Raw genomic sequence first — 15,613 nt, forward strand, 5'->3', positions numbered from 1 at the left:
GTCAACCTGACGCTTTGGGGCAGCCTTCAGCCACATTGCCCCACATAGCCACAAGCGGTACAGAAATCACAACCGTCTTTGTGAATGACGGTCGGGTTGCCGCATTCTGGACAAACCTTGCCGGCCATCGTGGTGGGTGCTTCCTGGTTTTTGGGTGCATCGAGCACACCCATGTCGCGCAGTGGAAAACCTTCCTCGTCCAGCACGCCCAGCATGGCGTAGCGGTGAATGATCAGGCGCGCGATATAGGCGACCGTCGATGGCCAGGTCTGCTGGCGACGCTCGCCATGGGGCAAGCCCGGAACGAAGGCCATGAAGTGACCCAAGGGTTCGGCATAGTTGAGCAGCTTGCGTAACTTCATGCCGATCCAGGCCGGATCGATCACCCGCATATCCAGCGACAGCAGCCGGGCCAAGCCATCGAGCGCTCGGGGATAGTTGCCTGAAAAGCCCACGGCACAAGGTCGGGTAACGATGACGCCGTCATGGCCCTGCAGGTTCACCTCCTTGAGGGTGACCGTGAAGGCTTCGCCGGTCGCCGGATTGTCCACGTCCACCGACCACGCCAATGTGCCCGAGGGCCCGGTTTGCGGCTCGCCCCGGCTGAACATGGCGTCCAGCACGGGGGTTGGCACCTGGGCATCCGTGTCGGCCAGGGCTTTGAGCTGGTCGCAGCGCCAGCGAATAACCGCTGCTGTGGCGGCCACAACACCCGGGAACAAGCGGTGTTCACCATGCGGTGGAAACGGCATCGCAAACGAATGTTCTTCTGCCACCGTGGCCAGCGCGTCCAGTTTCAGTTGCAGCCAGGCGGGGTCATTGGCGCGCAAGTCCATGGACAGCGTTTTGGCGAGTGCGCCCAAGCCGCGCGGCTGCTCCGTGCCGTTGACCCAGACCTCGAAGGGTTTGGGTGCCCCGCCTTCCGCGGGCGCCAGTTCGCCGACAAACAGTGCGAAGTCGCCAAACGGGTGATGCACCATGAAGGTCCATGCCGGGTTGCCTGCCGGCAGATCGGGGCGACCCGGCCAGCGCAGGGACGAGAGCACGGGGGCGGGCAGGCGCTCCAGCGATAAACGTTGATTGGCGCCGTCAATCTGCAGGGGTTTTGCGGTGCCAGGTGCCGAGCTGGGTGTGACACTCAGGACGGAACCCAGCACCGAGTTGGGCCGGTAGGTGGCCAGGCCCTTCAAGCCAGATTGCCAGGCTTCCATGTACAGATGCTGGAACTCGGCATAGGGATAGTCCGCCGGTACGTTGACTGTCTTGGAGATGGCGGTGTCGATGAAAGGTGCCACGGTCGCGACCATCGCTTCATGGGCTTGCGCGCTCATTTCAAGGGCGGTCACGAAGGCTGGGGTGAGCGGTGCATGTTCGCCATGCAGGTGACGGTAAAGGCGCCATGCGTGATCTTCCACCGCATACTCCTTGAAGCTGCCATCGGGCATGCGTTTTTTGCGGGTGTAGCTCCAGCTGAAAGCTGGCTCGATGCCGTTGCTGGCGTTGTCCGCGAAAGCCAGGCTGATGGTGCCGGTCGGCGCGATAGAGAGCAGGTGCGAATTGCGCAGGCCGTGGGCACGAATGCGTTCCTTCAGGCCAGCAGGCAATCGCGACGCAAAGGTCTGACCGCTCAGGTACAGGTCGGCATTGAACAGCGGGAAGGCCCCGCGCTCGCGGGCCAGTTCAACCGATGCTTCGTAGGCTGTATCGCGCATCAACTCGGAAATCTGCCGCGCCATGTCTCGCGCTTGCTGTGTGTCATAGCGCAGGTTCAGCATCACCAGCGCGTCGCCCAGTCCGGTGAAGCCCAAACCCACACGGCGCTTGTTGCGGGCCTCTTCCTGTTGCTGCGGCAGCGGCCACACGGTGACGTCCAGCACGTTGTCCAGCATGCGCGTGGCAATGCGCACCACGTCGGCAAAGGCCGATTCGTCAAAGTGGGCATTTTCTTCAAAGGGCTGGTCGATGAAGCGGGTCAGGTCGATGGAGCCGAGGCAGCAGCAGCCGTAAGGGGGCAGGGGTTGCTCGGCACAGGGGTTGGTGCTGGCAATGGTTTCGCAATACGACAGGTTGTTGTCGCGGTTGATATGGTCCAGGAATAAGACGCCGGGCTCGGCGTGATCGTAGGTGGAGCGCATGATTTGGTCCCACAGCTCGCGCGCCTGCAATTTGCGGTAAATCCACAAGCCACTGTCCTTGGCCTGGTAGGCGCCAGCGGCTTTTTGGGCGGTGCCGGGTTCGGCGCGATGAATCAGGGCGAACTCGCTGTTTTGTTGCACCGCTTCCATGAAGGCATCGGTGACACCCACGGAGATATTGAAGTTCTTCAGGTCACCCGTGTCTTTGGCGCGAATAAACTCTTCAATATCGGGATGGTCGCAACGCAGAACACCCATTTGCGCGCCACGTCGGGCACCCGCGGATTCGACGGTTTCACACGAGCGGTCAAACACGCGCATATAACTCACCGGCCCTGACGCGCTGCTTTGCGTACTGCCAACCCACGCGCCGCGCGGACGAATGCGGGAGAAGTCATAGCCGACGCCGCCGCCACGACGCATGGTCTCGGCGGCTTCGGTCAGCGCGGTGTAGATACCGGGGTGGCCATCTTCCACGTGGGCGATGGAGTCGCCCACGGGTTGCACAAAGCAGTTGATCAGCGTGGCAGCCAGATCTGTGCCAGCGGCAGACTGAATGCGACCAGCGGGCAAGAAGCCGTTTTGCAGTGCCTGCAGGAATTTGGCTTCCCACTGCTTTTGCTGCTCCGGGGCTTCGACTTCAGCCAAAGCACGTGCAACCCGCTGGTTGACATCAAATATGGATTTTTCGGTTCCTTTGCTGTACTTTTCAAGAAGTACCTCCTCGCTGATTTGCTGAGGTGCCAGTGCGAGAGCTGGTTTCGTACGTTCGGGGGATTTTTGCGACATAACTTGTTTCCTGAAAAATTGCTGTGGCATGTTAGGGCGGTGCGGTGTTCGGATTGTTGACGTGCGGCAAGTCCAAGCTTGAAACAAAAAATTGAATCCGAACGATACTACCGGCCTACCCTTGGGGTCTAGTGCTTGAAACGTTTTTGCATGAGAAGGTTTAACCATGAATATTGCCAGTTTTGATGATTTGCTGCAGGCAGCACGGCAGCAAGCCGAGCCGCAACGTTTGCTGTTTGTCTTCGCCAGTGCTGATTTGCCGGAGGACAGCACTGCGGCGCAGCGCGAGCGCTTTCTGGCCGGTGAGGGCGGAGCGCTTGTCCCCATCATGTGCGTGGACAAAACGCCCGAGGAACTGCTGACTTTTGCTGATTTGATGCAGGAGTCGCAGCTGTTTGGTCAAGAGTGGAGCATCGTATTTGCCGCGGCTTTGTCCGGGAGTGGCGGGCTCGCCCCGACCCCTGAGGCGGCTGAAAAGCCTTTGGAGCGAATGGTCGAAGCCATCAAGGCGGGCACGCTGGGAACACTGATTCCATTTGACCGCCAAGGCCTGCCTGTTAACCTGGTCTAAAGGCCACGGCTTTTCGCGGCCGGGCTTGGTGTGTGAATTGGAGCCCGCTCAACACTGAGCGGCGCCTCCCGCGGCTCCGACGGCCGATCCCTCAATCCCTCTCAATATATTCCCCGCAACGCCAGGGTCGGCATCGCCACCTTGCAGGCGCAGTGCGTGAGCGACACCTCGCACTTCAGTTTTCTACCCAATGATCTCTCTCGCTTAAGGTAAGTTAAGGACAGAGCGCGGGACCCCGCTGGACAATTCACTCGCTCGAAACGAATAGCTGCAGCCATCGACGAGCTCAAATTTCCACCAATTCGGCGGTTTGGCTGCGAGATACAAACGGAGTAAAAACATGAAAATTCCACGTCTTTCCAGCGTCGCGGCGGTAGTTCTGCTGACGGGCCTGGCGATCACTGCGGCAGCGCAAGAGAAGAGCAGCATTGCTCAAACTGGAAACACCATTTCCGAGTCCCCACCTATGACCGCAGTTGAAAAAGAAACTGCAAAAAAGATTTATTTTGAACGTTGCGCGGGTTGTCATGGCGTGCTGCGCAAGGGCGCCACAGGCAAGAATCTCGAACCCCATTGGACCAAAACCGCCAAGGATGGCACCAAGACCGAAGGCGGCACACTCAGTCTGGGGCAATCCCGCCTGGAGAAGATCATTGGTTATGGTACGGACGGCGGGATGGTCAACTTCGACGACATCCTGACCAAGGAAGAGTTGTCCCTGATGGCGAAGTACATCCAGAACACGCCAGATGTTCCACCCGAGTACAGCTTCAAGGACACGATGGATTCGTGGAAGGTGATCGTGCCGGTCAAGGATCGTCCGACCAAGCAGATGAACAAGTACAACCTGAAGAACATGTTCTCGGTGACCTTGCGCGATGCGGGTGAGGTGGCTTTGATTGATGGCGATACCAAGGAAATTCGCAGTATCGTCAAGACCGGCTATGCAGTGCACATTTCCCGCATGTCCAAGTCGGGCCGTTACGTTTATGTGATCGGTCGCGATGGACGCCTGTCCCTGATCGACCTCTGGATGGAGAAGCCAGGCGTGGTCGCGGAAGTCAAGATTGGTTTTGACGCCCGCTCGGTGGATACCTCGAAGTTCAAGGGCTTTGAAGACAAGTACGCCATCGCCGGGGCCTACTGGCCTCCCCAGTACGTGATCATGGACGGCGACACGCTGAAGCCTCGCAAGGTGGTGAGTACCCGTGGCATGACGGTTGACGGTGAATATCATCCTGAGCCACGGGTGGCCTCGATTGTTGCGTCCGAGATCAAGCCGGAATGGGTGGTGAACATCAAGGAAACCGGGCAGATTCTGCTGGTGGATTACTCGGATATCGAGAATTTGAAAAGCACCACCATTGCCTCGGCCAAGTTCCTGCATGACGGCGGCTTCGATGCTTCCAAGCGTTATTTCCTGGTGGCCGCGAATGCCTCCAACAAGATTGCCGCAGTCGATATGAAGACCGGCAAGCTGGCCGCCTTGGTCGACGTGGCGAAGATCCCGCATCCAGGTCGGGGCGCTAATTTTGTCCATCCGCAGTTTGGTCCGGTCTGGGCGACGGGTCACCTGGGTGCCGATGTTGTGACCCTGATCAGCACACCGTCTGAAGAAGCGAAATTTGCCAAGTACAAGAGCTTCAACTGGAAGGTGGTGCAGGAGGTGAAGCACGTTCCCGGTAACCTGTTTGTCAAGACACATCCAAAGTCGACGCACCTCTGGGCCGATTCGGCACAAAACTCGGATAAGGAGCTGGCTGAATCCGTCGCCGTCTGGAACCTGTCCGACTTGTCCAAGCCTGTGAAGACGATCAACGTGTTCAAGGATTCTGGTTTGGTGGCGACCAAGGCGACCCGTCGTGCGGTTCATCCCGAGTACAGCGCGGACGGCACCGAGGTGTGGATCTCTCTGTGGGGCGGCAAGACCGATCAGTCAGCCATCGTCGTCTACGACGACAAGACCTTGACCTTGAAGAAGGTGATCACCGATCCGAAGATGATCACGCCAACCGGCAAGTTCAACGTGTTCAACACGCAGCATGACATCTATTGATCGGCATTTCTGATCTGAGACGAAGGCCTAGGCGGTAAACCCTCTCCGGCCTTTGCATCTCTGTTGAGTCTTTATGAAGTTGGGAGAGTTTTGATGGCGTCAAAGATTGCTGACCTGTTGGCCACGCTGAAGAAGCCGAGCGCAAAGTATTCGTTGATTGGCTTGTTGACGGTTGGTTTTTTCTCCGGGGTCTTTTTCTGGGGTGGTTTCAATACTGCCATGGAAGCGACCAACACGCTGGAGTTTTGCGTGTCTTGTCATGAGATGCGTGACAACGTGTACCAGGAATACAAGCAGACCATCCACTACAGCAATCGTACTGGCGTGCGTGCCGTCTGTTCGGATTGCCATGTGCCCAAGGATTGGTCGCACAAGATGATCCGCAAGATCAAGGCCAGCGGCGAGGTTTGGGGCAAGCTGATAGGGACGATTGACACCAAAGAGAAGTTCGAGGCGAATCGTCTGCGTCTGGCTGAAAACGAGTGGGCGCGAATGAAGGCCACGGATTCGCGTGAGTGCCGTAACTGTCACAGTTTTGAAGGAATGGACACTGAAAAACAAAAACTACGCGGGGCCAAGATGCACAAGATTGCTCAGGATGAGAAACAGACCTGCATTGATTGCCACAAGGGTATCGCCCATCACAAGCCCAAGGGAATGAAGGAAGAGGATTTGTAATCGAGTGGCTTGACTATTTGGCTTCTGAAATCGACCGGTTTTATAAATATTTAACAAGGAATAGCTCAAATGAAAAAGACCACTGTTTCCACGCTTCTGTTGGGCACATTGTTTGCACTTGGCTCTCAGTTGGCCGTAGCGGCGCCTGATTGGACAAAAGTCCCCAAGCGCGACATCAACGTGTTCCATCCTGGAGTGACACCCATTGAATGGGTCGGTAAAAAATCGGATCACAGCGGAACGGCGGGTTTGAAAAAGGGTGAAACCTGCGCCGGATGCCACGAGGAAAAGGGCAGTTTGAACTTCAATTTCAAGCGCCTCGCTGACAAGGAGCTGGAGCCCAAAGGCGCCCCCGCCACCATGATGTATCCGGTCGGCGTTCAAGCCGCCTACGACGCGAGTAGTCTCTACATCCGCTTGACATTCAAGACACCTGCGGCTGGTGCAGACAAGACTGATAAGGATAACGAGGTCAAGACGACTGTCATGTTCCCGGATGCCAAGGTGGCCCAGGCTGCCCAGGTCGGCTGCTGGGCTGCATGTCACCTGGACGCCAAATCCATGCCCGGTGCGGATGACAAGAAGACCAAGTACACGAAGGAAGGCAGCTACGAGTTCATGCAATGGCGAAGCGCCAAGGGTGCCAAGGTGGTCGACGGCACTGTGACCAGCGAGCGCAAGATGGACGGCGGTGTACTGGGTGCCAAAGCCGAAGGCGCCAAGACGGGCGACACCTATACGGTTACCTTTACGCGCAAAAATCCAGGGGAGGGCAAGACCGTTCCTTTCGGTATTGCGATTCATGGAGATCATGCGGGTGGGCGATTCCATCATGTGTCGCTGGGCTACACCCTGGGCTTGGGTGCCGAGGGTGATGTCAAGGCCGTCAAGCAATAGTATTTTTTCAAGTCAAATACTGAAAACCTTTTGAGGAGGCGTCGGTCGGCAATGCTAACCAGAGTGCTTGGTCATTGCCATGGTCAGGCACTTCGACTGGTTTGTGTTGCCCTGTACGGGGTCGTTCTGGCGTTGCCTGCCGACGCCAATCCCTCAGCTGAATCACCTGTATCGATCGAGTCGATTTTTCCCCTGGCGATACCTCGATGTGTCAGCGGCACCGTGCCCCGGCGTAGCGTGTTGATCAAGCCCGACGGTGCCAGCGTTGAGATCGTCGAGGCGGGTGCGCCTTCCCAGCTGTTGACGTTGCGCGAAGGTCTGCTGCCGGAAGTTCACTACCTGCCGGATGGGCGCCACGTATTGCTCGCCACACGCAGCGGCTGGGTCTTGCGGCTTGATCTGGCGCTGGCGCGGCTTGTGACCGAATTGCGAGTCGGCACGGTCTCCAACGGCTCGGTTCTGTCGGCCGTGCGGGCAGATGCATCCAGTCTGCTCGCGGTTGCCAATGCAGAGCCACACACGCTGGTGGTGCTTGATGAGCAATTGAAATTGATCAAACTGCTGCGTGCGGCGGACAGAATGGGCCGAACAACGTCGCCCGTGGCGAAGGTCGGCATCGCTAAAAGTCGCGGCAGTTTTATCGTTAGCTTCAGCAATATGCCGGAACTGTGGGAAATCAGTTACAACCCAAAATCACCAGAAATTGCATTGGGTTTGGTGCATGATTTTCAGTACCACGAGGGTTCGTTTGTGCCTGGTTACCTGAACCCGCAGCGTAGTACCTTGCCTTCGCCCGCAACAGATTTCTTGTTAAGTGAATCGGGGAATGAAGTAATGACCGCTCATGCTGAATCCGGGTTGCTGCATCCCGGCGCCGGTGTTCGGATACAAGTCGTACATCTGGATGTGCGTCGCAAGATTGCAGAATTCATGGCGCCGGGCTGGCCGGTGCCTGGTGCAACTTTCGCCGCCGACGTCAGGTGCGGACCTTGAGCATTCAGGCCATCTCAGATACAGCCTGCGTGGCCGGCGCTCCCGTGAACCATTGCAGTCGTTTGTTGAGTTCAACAACTTTTCCGACGACGATCAGGGCGGGGGATTTCAGACCCACTTCACGCACCAGATCGGGCAGCGCTTCCAAGGTGCTGGCAATAATCCGCTGCGCCTGGGTTGTTCCTTTTTCAATGATGGCCGCGGGCGTGCTGGCGGGCATGCCATGCTTGATGAGATGGTGGGCAATCTGACTCAAGGCGCCCAAGCCCATGTAAATCACGACGGTTTGGTTGGGTCTTGCGAGCGTGGGCCAGTCCAGGTCCAGCGTGCCGTCCTTGAGATGGCCGGTCGTGAACAAGCATGTCTGTGCATAGTCTCGGTGGGTGAGAGGGATGCCTGCATAACAGGTAACACCACTGGCTGCGGTGATCCCGGGAACCACTTCAAACGCGATGCCTTGTGCCGCGAGGATTTCGAGTTCCTCACCGCCGCGCCCGAATATAAAAGGGTCGCCGCCTTTGAGTCGAACCACCTTTTTCCCTTGTCTGGCCAGTGAGACCAGCAAGCGATTGATCTCTTCTTGCGGCAAGGTGTGGCGATTTTTTTCCTTGCCGACATATATTTTTTCGGCACCGCGACGTATGAGTTTGATAACGCCCTCGCTGACCAAGTTGTCATAGACGACAACGTCGGCTTGATTCAGCAGTCGGGCTGCCTTCAGCGTCAACAAGTCAGGGTCGCCCGGCCCGGCCCCGACCAGGTACACGGTGCCGGTTGACGTCCCCCCCTGCACTGCAAGCGAGTCGTGTTTTTTGATCAATAAAGTAGTCAAGAAATTTACCCGTTTACTTTCACGTGTTGTTTCATCGAAATGGATCAATCCATCCTGGAGCACTGACAATTCTTGCGAGCTGTCACGACCACGAGGCGATGCTTCTGCAAATTATGCTGTTTTCCTGAGGTGCTGGAAGCCTATCTGTGACCGGTGCGTCGTCCTATTCTTGAACTGCATCAAGCTCTGCATCAATACTTTCTACATTCGTGGAAATTCATCCCAAGAGGCGCAGCGAGGACGCATAATTTCTTGACCGAAGGTGTGTATGGCAGCTTCGAAAAATCCATCCGTTGAGTCTGGAACCTGAAAAATGTTGTTTGGTCTGGGGCAGTCTGTTTTCGCCGTACTCGCGACCATTGGCCTGACGCTCCCTTTGCTCGCTTCGGCCGCCAACGAGGCAGGCGAAGGCAGCGTATCGGTTGATGGGAATCGACAGAAACAACTCGTCACGCTGGTGCGACAGGATTGCGGTTCGTGCCATGGCTTGACACTCAAAGGTGGCCTGGGTCCCGCCTTGTTACCCGAGGTTTTAAAGGACAAGCCGGCCGAATATCTCAAATTTGTCATCCTGCAGGGACGGCCCCATTCAGCCATGCCTCCCTGGAAACGCTTCCTGAGTGACGCCGAAGCGGAGTGGATTGTTTTCAATTTGCAGAAAGGTTTTCCCAGTGGGCATTAGAAAAATCCAAAGCACGCTGCTGGCGGCAGCCTTGCTGCTGTTGACCGCATGCGCAGGACCGGTGCTGCGCGGAACCGGAGACTTGGGGGTCATCATCGAGCGCGCCACCGGCAGTGTGCAGATTGTGGACAGTAGCAAGCTCGTCACTATTTCCAGCGTCAAAGGTCTGGGTGATCTGTCCCACGCTTCGCTGGTGTACTCGCGCGACGGGCGCTACGCCTATGTATTCGGGCGCGACGGCGGCCTGACCAAGGTCGACTTATTGCGGGGCCAGATCGAGCGCCGCGTGATGCAGGCTGGTAACAGCATTGGTGGCGCTATCTCGCAAGACGGCCAACTGGTGGCGGCCCAAAACTACGCACCTGGCGGCGTCAAAGTGTTTTCAGCGGAGACCCTGGAATTGGTGGTGGATGTACCTTCAAGCTATGGCGACGCGGGTTTGCGTTCCAAGGTGGTCGGCCTGGCCGATGCGCCCGGCAACCGTTTTGTGTGGAGCTTGTTTGATGCCGGCGAAATCTGGGTCGGCGATTTCTCCGAGCCCATGAAGCCGCGCATTGAAAAATTCAAGAACATCGGGATCCAGCCTTACGACGGTTTGATCACGCCCAATGGCCGCTTCTATCTGGCCGGTCTGTTCGGGGAAGATGGCATGGCGCTGGTCGATTTGTGGCATCCGGAACAGGGCGTGCGTCGCATATTGAACGGTTACGGCAAGGGCGAAGAAAAGCTGCCGGTCTTCAAAATGCCGCACCTGCGCGGCTGGGCCGTGGCTGGGCGCTATGCCTATGTGCCCGCCATCGGTCGTCATGAGGTCCTGATCCTCGACACTGAAACCTGGCTGGAAGCCGGGCGCATCCAGGTTGCGGGTCAGCCGGTGTTCGTGATCGCGCGCCCCGATGGACGTCAGGTGTGGGTTAATTTTGCATTCCCCGACAACGGCAACGTCGATGTGATTGATGTCGAGAAACGCAGCGTGGTGAAACAGCTGGCGCCCGGCAAGGCGGTGCTGCACATGGAGTTCACGCCGCGTGGCGAAGCGGTCTGGATCTCGGCGCGTGATGACAACCGTGTGGTGGTCTATGACACCGCCAATTTTGCGCAGCGTAGCGTGCTGGCGGCGGAATCACCCAGCGGCATTTTCTTCACCAGCCGCGCGGCGCGCATCGGGTTCTGAGGCGAGCATGGGACAGAGGCACACGATGAACCAGGAGGCCGTTTTAGGCGAGCTGGAATTCAAGTTGCTCAACGACTATCAAAAGGATTTTCCACTGGTCGCGCATCCTTTTGCTGAACTGGCTCAGCATCTGGATGTCGAGGAGGCGACGGTTATATCGACTCTGCAGTCGATGCAGCAGCGAGGGCTGGTCAGCCGCATTGGCGCGGTGTTTCGGCCCAATGTGGTCGGCGTCAGCGCTTTGGCTGCGCTGGCCGTGCCGCCGGCGCGACTGGAGGAAGTTGCAGCCAGGGTCAGTGCGCGGATCGAGGTCAACCACAACTACCAGCGCGAGCATCACCTCAATCTGTGGTTTGTGGCCACAGCCTCCTCGGTGGCGCATTTGCATGCGGTTTTTCAGGCTCTTGAGCGTGACTGCGGCTGTGGACCGGTGCTGGTGCTGCCTTTGCTGGAGCAGTTTCATATCGACTTGGGTTTTGGTCTGGCCTGCGCCGCATCGCCTCATTTTCAAAGTGAGATATCGGTGCCAGCGGAGGTTCTCGCCATTGAATTGAGTGAGCCGGAACGCGCCCTCATGGCCATCTTGCAAACCGGCCTACCCCTGGTTGCGCAGCCGTTCGCGGCCTTGGGTTGCGCCGAGGCGGATGCCATCGCCTTGCTCGCGCGCTGGACCACTTCGGGCGTCATCAAGCGCTTTGGTGTAGTGGTGCGTCACCATGAGCTGGGTTACACCGCCAATGCCATGGTGGTATGGAATGTGCCCGATGCCGTGGTCAGCCAGGTGGGCACCCGGCTAGCCAGTTCGGGTCGGGTGAGCCTGTGCTATCGCCGGCCCCGGGCCTTGCCGCATTGGCCGTACAACCTGTTTTGCATGGTTCATGGCAAGAATCGCCAAGAGGTCGAGCAGCGCATCGCCACCCTGGTGCGGACCTGCGGGCTGGATTCCTATCCGCATGAAATCCTGTTCAGCTGCAGGCGGTTCAAGCAATGCGGCGCACGTTATGTGCCCGATACCGTTAATGAGACTTTGCCGGAGTTAGCCCATGGACCAGATTGACCGCGACATCATCAATGGCTTGCATGGGGGGCTGGCGATTTGCGAGCGACCCTACCTGGACGCCGCGCAGCGCCTGGGGCTGTCGGAGGATGAGCTGTTGTCGCGCCTTGCCCGACTTTTGAAAGACGGTGTACTGACCCGCGTCGGTCCCTTGTACCAGATCGAACGCATGGGCGGCGCCTTTACCCTGGCAGCCCTGCATGCGCCCGCTGAAGAGTTTGAGCAGGTGGCGCAGCGCGTCAACGCCTTGCCGCAGGTGGCGCACAACTATGAGCGAGACCATGACTTGAACATGTGGTTTGTCATCGCGACCGAGACACCCGCTGAAATTGAGGAAGTCATCCACACCATTGAGCGGGAGACCGGCTGCAGCGTCTTCAACTTCCCCAAGTCGCGTGAATACTTTGTCGAGCTGAAACTGAAAGCATGAGGCGCCCCATGACCCCTAGCACCACACAGCAGGCCGTCGATGCCATCGACCGCGCTCTCATCGTGGCCACGCAAGGCGGCCTGCCGCTGGTGGCCCGGCCCTACCACGCCATTGCCGACAGCCTGCAACTTGACCCCGAGGACGTGATGCGCCGCATGCGCCGCCTGCATGAGGTCGGCGTGATCCGCCGCCTGGGCGCAGTGCCCAACCACTACGCCATCGGCTACCGCGCCAATGGTATGTCGGTGTGGGATGTGCCTGATGAGCTGGTGGACCCGCTGGGCGAGTTCGTCGGTGCGTTTGAGTTCGTCAGTCACTGCTACTGCCGACCGCGGCGTTTGCCGCAGTGGCCCTACAACCTGTTCGCCATGGTGCATGGCAAGAGCCGCGATGAAGTCGAGCAGCAAGTGGCCCAGATTGCCGATTTTCTGGGCGAACAGGCGCGCAGCCACGCGATTTTGTACAGCACCCGAATTTTGAAAAAAACCGGGCTACGCCTGGCCGGCCACAAGACAGCCGAGTAAAGGAACCCATGTTTCGGATTACCCAATACATGCGAGAAATCGCCGAGCCCACTCCCTTGGGCCTCAAACGCAATCCCCCCGGCCCGGTGGTGATATGGAACCTGATTCGCCGTTGCAACCTGACCTGCAAGCACTGCTACTCCATCTCCGCCGACAAGGACTTTGCCGGTGAATTGAGCACTGAAGAAGTCTATGGCGTGATGGATAACCTGCGCGATTTTGGCGTGCCGGTGCTGATTCTTTCGGGCGGTGAGCCGCTCTTGCGCGAGGATATATACGACATTGCCCGCCGAGCCAAAGAGAAAGGCTTTTACGTCGGCCTGTCCACCAACGGCACCCTGATTGACGAGGCGAATATAGAACGCATCGCCGCCATCGGTTTTGATTACGTCGGCATCAGCCTGGACGGCATCCGTGAAACCCATGACGTTTTCCGCCGCAAGCAAGGCGCGTTTGACGCCTCGCTGCATGGTGTCAAGCTGTGCCGCGATGCGGGCATCAAGATCGGCGTGCGCTTCACGCTGACGCAAGACAACGCGCACGACCTGCCTGCGCTGCTGCAACTGGTGGATGATGAAGGCATCGACAAGTTCTACCTGTCGCACCTCAACTACGCCGGGCGCGGCAACACTAATCGCGGCCGCGATGCGTTTCTGGAGACCACCCGCAAGGCGATGGACTTGTTGTTCGACACCTGCTGGAAACAGATCGAGGCCGGCGTGAATAAGGAATTCGTCACTGGTAACAACGACGCCGACGGTGTGTATTTGCTGCACTGGGTGCGCCGCCATTTCCCCGAGCGCGAAGCGGCGCTGCGTGCCAAGCTGTCGCAGTGGGGCGGCAACTCCTCGGGCGTCAATGTCGCCAACATCGACAACTTGGGCAATGTGCACCCCGACACCTTCTGGTGGCATCACAATCTGGGCAATGTGCGCGAGCGCGCCTTCTCCGATATCTGGCGCGATACCTCTGACCCCCTGATGGCCGGGCTCAAAGCGGTGCCGCGCAGCATCAAAGGCCGCTGCGGTGACTGCAATTATTTCGATGTCTGCGGTGGCAACACGCGGGTTCGCGCCTTGCAATTAACCGGCGATGCCTGGCAAGAAGACCCAGCCTGCTATTTATCGGATGAAGAAATCGGGCTGGTTGGCGAACGCGAGCGGGTTCCCATGAAGCCTTATATTGGCGTGCGGCGGGCGAGGGTTGCCCAATGAGCGTGCCACTGTTCAATAAGCTGATGCCTGGACTGTTCTTAATTCTGTCCAGTCTGGTCTTGCCGATCGCCTGGGCGGATGCAGAAATCAATCCGGCGTATCAAACCCATTGCGCCTCCTGCCACGGCGCTGACCGTTTGGGCGGCACCGGGCCGGCCTTGCTGCCGGGTAATCTGGATCGCCTGAAACGCCCCGATGCCATCAAGACCATCACCGAGGGACGTCTGGCAACGCAGATGCCTGCTTTCGGCACCAAGTTGACGGCGCAGGAAATCACCTCACTGGCTGAGTTGATCTACGCACCGTTGGCGAAAACGCCCACTTGGGGCATGGATGAAATTCGCACCTCCCGGGTTGAATATGCCAAAACCGGCAGCCTGCCGGACAAGCCGGCGTTCAAGGCCGATCCGCTCAACCTGTTTGTGGTGGTGGAACTTGGTGATCATCACGCGACCATTCTTGATGGTGACAAGTTCGAGCCGATCACACGTTTCGCCACCCGCTACGCCTTGCATGGTGGCCCCAAGTTTTCGCCGGATGGGCGCTACGTTTACTTCGCTTCGCGCGATGGCTGGATTGCCAAATACGACATCTGGAACCTGAAGCTGGTGGCCGAAATTCGGGCCGGCATCAACACGCGCAATCTGGCGGTGTCGAGCGATGGACGTTTTGCCATGGTGGCTAATTACTTTCCTCATACGCTGGTGGCGCTTGATACGCGGGACCTGACGCCAATTCGTGTCATCGACGTCAAGGACGATGGCGGCAAGTCATCACGCGTGTCGGCCGTCTATGACGCCGCACCGCGCAAAAGCTTCATCGCGGCCTTGAAAGACATTCCGGAAGTGTGGGAGCTCAGTTACGACGACAAAGCAATGCCGGACAAGACTGCGTTTGCGCCGCGTCGCCTCAAACTCGATGACTATCTGGACGACTTCTTTTTCGACCCCGCCTATGACCACGTCATTGGGTCCTCGCGCGGGGGCCAAGGACAGGTCGTGAACCTGAACGTGGGACGAAAAATTGCCGATGTTGCCCTGCCGGGTTTGCCGCATCTGGGCTCAGGCATCTCGTGGCGTTACCAAGACCAGACCGTGATGGCGACGCCCAACCTGAAAGAGGGCGTGGTGTCGGTGATTGACATGACATCCTGGAAAACCATCAAGCAAATACCGACACTGGGGCCTGGCTTCTTCATGCGCAGCCATGAGCGCACACCGTATGCCTGGGTGGATGTGTTCAACAGCAGCAAGAATCGCGATGTGATTCAGATCATTGACAAGAAAACGCTGGAGCTCGTCAAGGAGTTGAAACCCAGCCCAGGCAAGGTCGCCGCGCACACCGAGTTCACGCGCGATGGTAAATACGCAGTGGTGAGCGTTTGGGAGAACGATGGCGAGCTGGTCATCTATGACGCCAAAACGCTGGAAGTCGTGAAACGGATCAAGATGAACAAGCCTTCGGGCAAGTACAACGTGTACAACAAAATTACCCGCTCGGAGGGGACGAGTCATTGAGCTGTTGATCTGCTTTTTTGGTTATGGTTTACTATATAAATAATAGCTTATTGCGCATATGAGA

At 57.9% G+C, this 15,613-nt stretch carries 14 protein-coding genes; 12 read left to right on the plus strand and 2 right to left on the minus strand.

Annotated elements, in window-relative coordinates; translation table 11 throughout:
• Positions 1 to 26: 26 nt before the first annotated feature.
• Positions 27 to 2,924, minus strand: coding sequence for an adenosylcobalamin-dependent ribonucleoside-diphosphate reductase (locus tag C5P05_RS04085; RefSeq protein ID WP_114968584.1), 2,898 nt, complete (start codon positions 2,922 to 2,924; stop codon positions 27 to 29).
• Between the two features lie 166 nt (positions 2,925 to 3,090).
• Between C5P05_RS04085 and C5P05_RS04090 the strand changes: the two genes are divergently transcribed.
• The 5 genes from C5P05_RS04090 (at position 3,091) to C5P05_RS04110 (ending at position 8,119) form a co-directional block, all read left to right on the plus strand.
• On the plus strand, positions 3,091 to 3,495 hold the full coding sequence (locus tag C5P05_RS04090) for a ribonucleotide reductase subunit alpha (RefSeq protein ID WP_114968585.1): 405 nt from the start codon (positions 3,091 to 3,093) through the stop codon (positions 3,493 to 3,495).
• 340 nt (positions 3,496 to 3,835) lie between these two features.
• Positions 3,836 to 5,551 carry a cytochrome D1 domain-containing protein gene (locus C5P05_RS04095; RefSeq protein WP_114968586.1) on the plus strand — a complete coding sequence of 572 codons (1,716 nt, stop codon included), beginning with the start codon at positions 3,836 to 3,838 and terminating at the stop codon, positions 5,549 to 5,551.
• A gap of 93 nt (positions 5,552 to 5,644) precedes the next feature.
• Positions 5,645 to 6,229 (plus strand): NapC/NirT family cytochrome c, encoded by a 585-nt coding sequence (locus C5P05_RS04100; protein WP_198674617.1) that lies wholly within the window; start codon positions 5,645 to 5,647, stop codon positions 6,227 to 6,229.
• A 69-nt stretch (positions 6,230 to 6,298) separates the two neighbouring features.
• On the plus strand, positions 6,299 to 7,126 hold the full coding sequence (locus C5P05_RS04105) for an ethylbenzene dehydrogenase-related protein (RefSeq protein WP_114968587.1): 828 nt from the start codon (positions 6,299 to 6,301) through the stop codon (positions 7,124 to 7,126).
• 240 nt (positions 7,127 to 7,366) lie between these two features.
• Entirely contained in the window at positions 7,367 to 8,119 is a 753-nt protein-coding gene (locus C5P05_RS04110; RefSeq protein ID WP_157979221.1) for a cytochrome D1 domain-containing protein, read from the plus strand.
• A gap of 4 nt (positions 8,120 to 8,123) precedes the next feature.
• On the opposite strand, the gene cobA is transcribed toward C5P05_RS04110, so the two are convergent.
• Entirely contained in the window at positions 8,124 to 8,951 is an 828-nt protein-coding gene (gene cobA, locus C5P05_RS04115) for a uroporphyrinogen-III C-methyltransferase (RefSeq protein ID WP_232834334.1), read from the minus strand.
• A 313-nt stretch (positions 8,952 to 9,264) separates the two neighbouring features.
• Here cobA and C5P05_RS04120 point away from each other — a divergent pair, with 313 nt between their 5' ends.
• Genes C5P05_RS04120 through C5P05_RS04150 form a run of 7 tightly spaced genes read left to right on the plus strand, consistent with a single transcriptional unit; the run spans position 9,265 to position 15,549 of the window.
• Complete coding sequence (locus C5P05_RS04120; RefSeq protein WP_114968590.1) at positions 9,265 to 9,633, plus strand: c-type cytochrome; 369 nt, start codon at positions 9,265 to 9,267, stop codon at positions 9,631 to 9,633.
• 4 nt (positions 9,634 to 9,637) lie between these two features.
• Positions 9,638 to 10,807, plus strand: coding sequence for a cytochrome D1 domain-containing protein (locus C5P05_RS04125; RefSeq protein ID WP_198674619.1), 1,170 nt, complete (start codon positions 9,638 to 9,640; stop codon positions 10,805 to 10,807).
• Positions 10,808 to 10,814: 7 nt separating this feature from the next.
• Positions 10,815 to 11,864, plus strand: coding sequence for an Lrp/AsnC family transcriptional regulator (locus tag C5P05_RS04130; RefSeq protein ID WP_198674615.1), 1,050 nt, complete (start codon positions 10,815 to 10,817; stop codon positions 11,862 to 11,864).
• Positions 11,851 to 12,294, plus strand: a complete 444-nt coding sequence (locus C5P05_RS04135; protein ID WP_114968592.1) for an Lrp/AsnC family transcriptional regulator — start codon at positions 11,851 to 11,853, stop codon at positions 12,292 to 12,294. The genes C5P05_RS04130 and C5P05_RS04135 overlap by 14 nt, the downstream gene beginning before the upstream one ends.
• An 8-nt stretch (positions 12,295 to 12,302) precedes the next feature.
• A complete protein-coding gene (locus C5P05_RS04140) occupies positions 12,303 to 12,818 on the plus strand; it encodes an AsnC family transcriptional regulator (protein WP_114968593.1) in 516 nt (171 codons plus the stop codon).
• Positions 12,819 to 12,826: 8 nt separating this feature from the next.
• Positions 12,827 to 14,032 (plus strand): heme d1 biosynthesis radical SAM protein NirJ, encoded by a 1,206-nt coding sequence (gene nirJ / locus C5P05_RS04145; RefSeq protein ID WP_114968594.1) that lies wholly within the window; start codon positions 12,827 to 12,829, stop codon positions 14,030 to 14,032.
• Positions 14,029 to 15,549, plus strand: coding sequence for a cytochrome D1 domain-containing protein (locus tag C5P05_RS04150; RefSeq protein ID WP_232834335.1), 1,521 nt, complete (start codon positions 14,029 to 14,031; stop codon positions 15,547 to 15,549). The genes nirJ and C5P05_RS04150 overlap by 4 nt, the downstream gene beginning before the upstream one ends.
• Positions 15,550 to 15,613 lie beyond the last annotated feature (64 nt).

It is taken from the genome of Rhodoferax ferrireducens, from assembly GCF_003347515.1.
Lineage (GTDB): Bacteria > Pseudomonadota > Gammaproteobacteria > Burkholderiales > Burkholderiaceae_C > Rhodoferax.